Below are 6,991 nucleotides of genomic sequence, written 5' to 3'. Positions count from 1 at the left end.
TTCAGGTCGTACCCACGCGGACCGGGATGCTCGACGATCCAGGCGCCGCCGCCCACGGCGAGGGCGAGCGCCACCGGGTACAGCAGTCGACCGGACCAGCGGGTGCCGGGCTCACCCAGCTCGGTGGCGAGGTCGGCGAGGCAGCGAAGCTGCGAGACCAGGAACGCGGCGAGGTCAGCCGTCTCGAGCACCCGGTTGTCGTCGAAGGTGGTGGCGTTGTCCCAGCCACTGTCGTTGCCGTGCTGGTAGTGCGGCAGGTCGTGGCCGGGGGCCCGCCGCGCGTCGAGCCAGAACCCGGTCCAGCGGGCGAGCCGGTCGTACGTCTGCGCCAGCGCCGCCCGGTCCGGCGGCTGGGGGAGGCGTCGGCGCAGGTGACGGAGGGCCCAGCCGTGGATGGGAGGCTTGACGTAGTTGTGCAGGACCTCGGAGTGGGTGACCGAGTCGGGGAGCGCGCCGGCCTCGTCCTGGTGGTCGAAGGGCAGCTGGAACTGGTGCCAGGCCAGCTCCGGCTCGCCGGCCGCCAGGGCGATCGCGTTGAAGCAGTGGTCCCAGCTCCACACCTTGTCCATCCAGTGCTTGGACATCAGGACGGCCGGCCGGGTGACGAAGCCCGCCGGGGCGACAGTGGCCGACCACAGGACGTACGCGGCCAACTCGGCGGCCGGGGTCTCCGGGCCGCGCCAGGGCGCGATCGCGTCGACGAACGCGGTGAACTCCGCGAACCGGTCGCGGCGCAACTGCTCGAAGGTGACGGATCCGGCGGCGTACGGGCGGCGGGCGGTGGCGTACTCCTCGATCGCGATCTCCCAGGGCTGGTCGCCGGAGAGGTCAAGGGAGCGGTCGGCGGTGCCGAGCGCCTGCGTGCCCCGGGTCCGCAGCGGAGCGCCGGAGAGCACCGTGACCCGGTAGCGGCGACCGGTCTCGTACGAGGTGAACACATGTGATCCGTCGACCGGGTCGGTGTACAGGTAGGTGCCGCTGAAGGGGGTGAGGGTGTGCGCGGCGGCGGCCACCCGCAGGCCGAGCCGGTGGCCCCGGATCCGCAGGGTGTCCGGCCCGTCGTAGACGGCCTCGATCCGGTCGGCCCCGTTGCGCCAGGTCAGCAGCGCGGGCGTGGCGACGACAGTGGTGCCGGCGACAGTGGGGGTGAGTCGCAGTACGGGGTGCATCCCGGTCTGGTGGGAGACCAGGTGCAGGTCGTCGGCGTACGTCTTCTCGGCTACCACCGGGGAGATGTTGAACCAGGATCCGCGGTAGCTGAACGGGATGTCCTGGATTCCGAACTCCGGACCGGACGGGGCGACGGTCATGGGTGGCGGGTGCCTTTCTGTGGTGCGGGTGGTCGGTCCTGGACCGCGGCGGTTGGTCAGTCCTTGACGGCGCCGGCGGTCACGCCCATCGAGACGTACCGCTGGGCCAGGATCAGCAGTACGGCGGCGGGGATCGAGGCGACGACGGCGGTGGCCATGATGGCGTTCCACTGCTGGTTGTTGTTGCCGATGTAGTGGTAGATGCCGAGGGTGATCGGCTGGTAGTCGCCGCCTCCGGCCAGGGTCGAGGCGAAGATGAAGTCCGACCAGGACCACAGGAACGCGAAGAGCGACACCGTGACGATCGAGTTGCGGCTGACCGGCAGCACGACCGACCAGAAGGTCCGCAGCCGACCGGCGCCGTCGACCACGGCGGCTTGGAGCAGCTCGTCGGGGATGCCGGACATGAAGGCCGTGAAGATCAGGACAGCGAACGGCACCGCGAGCGTCGTGTCGGCCAGGATCAGGCCGGGCAGCGTGTTGAGGACGCCGAGGGTGAGGTAGATGGCGTAGAAACCCATCGCCATGATGATCCCCGGGATCATCTGCGCGATCAGCAGCAGGAAACTCAGCGCCGGGCCGCCGGGTGGCCGAAGCTTCGCCAGCGCGTAGCCGGCGGGGGCCGCCAGCGCCACGGTCAGCACCACAGTGCCGAGACCGACCAGGAAGCTGGTGCCGAGGTACGGCAGTTGCTGGTCGAGCACGGCCCGGTAGCCGTCCAGGGTGCCGTTGACGGGAAACAGGTGCGGAGGGCTGGCCCGCATGTCCTGGTCCCGGGTGAAGGACACATTGATCATCCAGTAGACGGGGAAGAGCATCAGCCCGGTCAGCACCAGGCCGACGCCGGTCTTCCACCAGGCCCGAGGTGTCGAGGTGGTCATCGCAGCTGCTGCCTCCGCTCGATCCGGATGTAGACCAGGCCGGCGATCAGAGCCAGCACGATGAGCAGGTTCCCGATGGCCGCGCCCGGGCCGAAATCGGGCAGCAGGTTGCCGAAGCCGAGCCGGTACGACCAGGTGGCCAGCGTTGCCGAGGAGCCGGTCGGACCGCCCTTCGTCATGATCCAGATGATGTCGAAGACCTTGAGCGTGTAGATCAGCCCCAGCAGCAGCGTGATCAGGGAGACGGGACGCAGCAGCGGGAAGGTGATCCCCCAGAACCGCTGCCACCCCGTCGCGCCGTCGAGCGCGGACGCCTCGTACATCTCGGTCGGGATCGCCTGCAGGCCGCTGTAGAGCACCACCAGGTTGAACGGGATGCCGATCCAGACGTTCGCGATGATCACCGAGGCGAGTGACCAGCCCGGCGAGGTGAGCCAGTTGACCGGGTCGATCCCGACGACGCCGAGCGCCGCGTTGACCAGCCCCGAGTCGCTGTTGAGCAGCCACGACCAGGTCGACGCCGAGACGATCAGTGGCAGCAGCCACGGTACGAGGATCAGTGCCCGCAGCGTGCGCGACAGCGGGAAGTGCTGGTGGAAGAAGAGGGCCAGGGCCATGCCGATGGTGAACTGGAAGGCGAGCGAGGCCGCCGTGAAGACCACAGTGTGGGTCAGCGTCGGCCCGAAGGCCGGGTCGGTCAGGACCGTCCGGTAGTTGTCGAGGCCGGCGAAGGGCGCCCCGCCCTGCACGAACGAGCGGACTGTGTACTCGCGCAGGCTCAACTCGACGTTGCGGTAGAGCGGGTAGGCGTAGAAGGCCGCCAGGTAGATCGTCACGGGTGCCAGGAAGCCCCACGCCATCCATCGGTTGGGCTGGCGGGCACGGGACGGGGGAGGCCCGGATGGGGCGGCGGTCGCCGCCCCATCCTGGTCTCGTACGGCAGTGGTCTCGGTGGTGGAGGGCATGGTGTCGGTTCGGATCGCTTACCTGGAGGCGGCGGCGGTCTGCGCGGCGGCCAGGGCCTCCTGTGGCGACTTCCCGCCGCTGAGGGCCGACTGCACAGCGGTCCACAGCGCCTCGGAGATCTTCGGGTACTTGGTGCCGAGGTTGTCACCGGTACGGCCCTTGGCTGCCCGGACCGCCTCCACCCAGACCTTGAGCTTGGGGTCCGCTGTGGCCTGTCGTTCCTGCACGGCGGCGACGGGTGCGACATAGGACAGGGTGGTGTCCGTGGTGAGGAGGTTGTCGGCGTTGGTCAGGCAGGTCACGAGCTTCTGCGACGTCTCGTACCGGCCGGTCTTCTTCTGCACCGGAATGGAGACGAACTCACCGCCGGTGGGCGCCGGGGCCGGGCCGCCCGCGCTGGCCGGGATCGGGATCGTGCCGTACGAGAAGCCGAGCTTCTCCGCGTTGGCCAGCTGCCAGGTGCCGTTCTCGGCGAACGCGTAGTCGCCGGTGGCGAACTCCTGCCAACTCGTGGTCTGGGTGTTGTTGATGATGGAGTTCGGGGCGTGGCCCTGCTTGAGCCAGTCGGTCCAGAGCGTCAGCGCGGAAACCGCCTGCGGTGAGTCCAGACTCGTCAGTTGGGCGCCCGATCCCCAGAACCAGGGCAGGAACTGGAAGCTGCCCTCCTCGGTGCCGATCGCGGAGAAGGTGATGCCCTTCTTCCCCTTGGCCTTCACCTTGGTCAGTGCCGCGGTCAGCGAGGTCCAGTCCTTGACGGCGGCGGGATCGACGCCGGCCGCGGTGAGCAGATCCTTGTTGTAGTAGAGGGCGAGGGTGTTCGCCCCGATCGGCACCCCGTAGGTCTTGCCGTCGCTCTGGCCGGCGCCGAGCAGGTTCTTCTCCATCGCCGAGACGTCGAGTTTGTTGTCGTCGGTGGTGGTGAGCGCACCGGCTTCGGCCAGGGTGGAGATGACCGGGTTGTCGACGATCAGGACGTCCGGTGAGTTTCCCTGCTGGGCGGCGAGCAGCGCCTTGTTGGTCAGGTCGGTGGTGTCGTATCCGGTCCGCTCGACCGTCACCCCCGCGTCGGTGCCGCACTTCTTGAGCAGCGCCACCCACTCGGAGTCGTCGGCGAACTGTGGATACGGGTCCCAGACGAGGTAGGCGCCGCCGCCGTCGGCGGCGCCGTCGGTGGACGACGAACAGGCGCTGCCTGTCACTGCGGCGAGAGCTATCACGGCGACGGCGGCCAGGCGCCGCCGACGACTGAATCCGGTCATGTGGTGCCTCACTTCAATCGATCGTCAGGTGGGGTTTGTCGGTTGATCGTCGCGGGTTGGAGCAGCCCAACCATGAGGCGAACCGATTCGACGAATCGGTTCGCCCGAAGATAGGTCTGCCCATGCCCGGGGGTCAAGGGCCAGTTGGGCGCATCAGAGAGATCGCTGAGAAACACGGTCTTCACCGGAGCGTCACTTCATTGACATCGTTCAGTCCCCGGTCCTACGATCCGTGCGAATCGATTCGCAAGCGCTGCCCTCCGGAGAGCGTCCCCCGCGCCCCACCAAGGAGCCGCCCGTGAAAACCCCGTCCCCCGGCCGGTCACGACGAGCCCGCGTGTTCGTGGCCCGACTCGTCGTCGGCCTGCTCGCCGCCGCTGCCGCCGTCACCGTCGTCCCGTCCCCCGCCCAGGCCGCTGACGAGTCGATCAGCGTCAACTTCGCCACCACGAACGGTGCGCCGACCTACCGCGCCTCAGGCTGGATCTACGGCATGACCGAGAACGCCAGCGGTCCGGCCGACCACTTCTACCGGGACGTCAAGTTCCAGTACATGCGCGCCGGTGGCGCGCAGTTGCCGGGCAGTGGCTGGGTCGGCGGCACCTACGACCGTCGCTGGAACTCCACACTCGCCCAGGCACGTCGCACCACAGCCCTCGGCGGGAAGTTCATCATCCTGCCGCACGACCTCTGGGGTGCCGACGGCGCCGGGATCTCCCGCTTCCCCGGTGACAACGGCAACTGGACCGACTACGACAACTTCCTGACCCGGCTGATCAGCGACGTCCGGGCGTCCGGGCTGTCGGTGCAGTGGGACATCTGGAACGAACCCAACATCACCATCTTCTGGAACCGGCCGATCTCCCAGTACCTGGAACTGTGGCGACGCACCTACCAGCGCATCCGGGCGGAGTTCCCCAGCCAGCTCATCGTCGGGCCGAGTTGCGCCTGCGTACCGTCGACCAACCACACCTTCTGGAACCAGTACCTGGACTTCGTCCGCTCGACGAACACGGTGCCGGACATCATCAGCTGGCACTCGCTGCCCGGTGACCCGGTCGCCAACGTCGCCGCCGCCAACGCCACCCTCGACCCGCGCGGCATCGCCCACCCGCGTCCGTACCAGATCAACGAGTACGGCGCGCCCGACGAGCAGAACCCGGCCGACGGCGCCTGGTACATCGCGCGTCTGGAACGGGCCCGGGCCGACGGCCTGCGGGCGAACTGGGCCAGCGGCGGCAGCCTGCACAACGACCTCGGCAACCTGCTGATCCGTAACTCGGCCGGCCAGCACCAGCCCAAGGGGGAGTGGTGGAACTACCGCTACTACGCCTCCCAGGTCGGTGAGATCGTCGCGGTGACCCCCAGCCAGTCGTACGACGCGTACGCCACGAAGACGGCCGGAGTGGCGAAGGTGCTCATCGGCGCTGGTCGTACCACCGGGAACCTGACCGTCAACCTGCAACGCCTGGACACCACCAGCGGCATCGTGCAGAACAACCAGGTCCGGGTCGTCACCCAACGCATCCCGCACAACGGTGGCGGTGCCGTGGCGGGTCCGGTCACTGTCTCGAACAGCGTGGTCGGGGTGTCCAACAGCAACGCCACGGTGACCGTGCCGTACACCAACCAGACCGACACGTACACCGTCACGCTGCTGCCCCCCTCAGACGGTGGCTTCCAGTCGGTGGCGGTGGCCCAGCACTCGCAGCAGTGTTTGAACAACGCCGGTCTGAGCACCGCCGACGGCAACGTCCAACAGCAGAACTACTGCGACGGCGGTGACCAGCAGCTCTGGAACTTCCTCCCGGTCGCTGGCGTGGCCAACACCTACACCGTTGTCAACCAGCAGAGTGGCAAGTGTCTCGACGTCAGCGGTGTGTCCACCGCCGACGGCGCGGCGGTGCACCAGTGGACCTGCCTCAACAGTTCCAACCAGCAGTTCGCTCTGCGCAAGGTGACCTACTCGGGCAACGACTCGCACGACTACCAACTCGTCGCCCGGCACAGTGGCAAGTGCGTCGATGTCAACGCGGTCTCCACGGCGGCCGGCGCGCTGGTCCACCAGTGGACCTGCAGGGCGGTGAACCAGGGCAGCCCCTTGAACCAGACCTGGCGGCTCCTGGGGCGGTAGTCGTCCCGGGGCAGGTGACGCGCTGGCTGTCGGCACTGGCAGTCAGCGCGTCACCGGACATCACATTCATTGACATAAATTAAACAAAGGTCCTACCATTCGCAGCGATTCGCCATCGCCACCACCCGCCCGTGGCGCGTCGACGATCTCCCGCGCTTCCACGACTCCGAGGAGCACCTCGTGCGAACCCCGTCCCGCAGTGGGTCAGGAACAGCCCGCGACCTCATCCCGAAAGGCCAACGCGTCCGACGTCTGACCCTCCTGGCCGGTGCGCTGGCCGGGGTGCTCGTCGTCGTCGGCGTCGGCGTCGGCACCACCCCCGCCAGTTCGCCCTTCGCCGCCAGGGCCGCCGCGGCGGCCACCATCCCGCCCGGGCAGAGCACCCCCATCGTCGGCACGCCGTCCGGCCGCTGCCTCGAAGTGCCCAACTCCAGCACCACG

General features: G+C 68.4%; 5 protein-coding genes and 1 pseudogene. 2 read left to right on the top strand and 4 right to left on the bottom strand.

Going from position 1 to position 6,991, the window contains the following annotated elements:
- From ABZ749_RS25585 to ABZ749_RS25570, 4 genes are all read right to left on the bottom strand, one after another.
- A partial coding sequence (locus tag ABZ749_RS25585) for a glycogen debranching protein (RefSeq protein WP_357232109.1) occupies nt 1-1,310 on the bottom strand: 1,310 nt, incomplete at its 3' end.
- Between the two features lie 56 nt (nt 1,311-1,366).
- Nucleotides 1,367-2,191: a carbohydrate ABC transporter permease gene (locus ABZ749_RS25580; protein WP_357232106.1), complete on the bottom strand. Its 825-nt coding sequence runs from the start codon at nt 2,189-2,191 to the stop codon at nt 1,367-1,369.
- Nucleotides 2,188-3,027 carry a sugar ABC transporter permease gene (locus tag ABZ749_RS25575; protein WP_357232103.1) on the bottom strand — a complete coding sequence of 280 codons (840 nt, stop codon included), beginning with the start codon at nt 3,025-3,027 and terminating at the stop codon, nt 2,188-2,190. The genes ABZ749_RS25580 and ABZ749_RS25575 overlap by 4 nt, the downstream gene beginning before the upstream one ends.
- 147 nt (nt 3,028-3,174) lie before the next feature.
- Nucleotides 3,175-4,416 carry a sugar ABC transporter substrate-binding protein gene (locus ABZ749_RS25570; RefSeq protein WP_357232100.1) on the bottom strand — a complete coding sequence of 414 codons (1,242 nt, stop codon included), beginning with the start codon at nt 4,414-4,416 and terminating at the stop codon, nt 3,175-3,177.
- A 298-nt stretch (nt 4,417-4,714) separates the two neighbouring features.
- Between ABZ749_RS25570 and ABZ749_RS25565 the strand changes: the two genes are divergently transcribed.
- On the top strand, nt 4,715-6,550 hold the full coding sequence (locus tag ABZ749_RS25565) for an RICIN domain-containing protein (protein ID WP_357232097.1): 1,836 nt from the start codon (nt 4,715-4,717) through the stop codon (nt 6,548-6,550).
- Between the two features lie 180 nt (nt 6,551-6,730).
- Nucleotides 6,731-6,991 (top strand): annotated as a pseudogene (locus tag ABZ749_RS25560) (alpha-L-arabinofuranosidase); the annotation flags it as partial.

Source organism: Micromonospora sp. NPDC047753, assembly GCF_040642735.1.
In the GTDB taxonomy this organism is placed as follows: domain Bacteria; phylum Actinomycetota; class Actinomycetes; order Mycobacteriales; family Micromonosporaceae; genus Micromonospora.
Note: the sequence above shows the minus strand (reverse complement) of the source record. Positions and strands in the feature narration are given on the sequence as shown.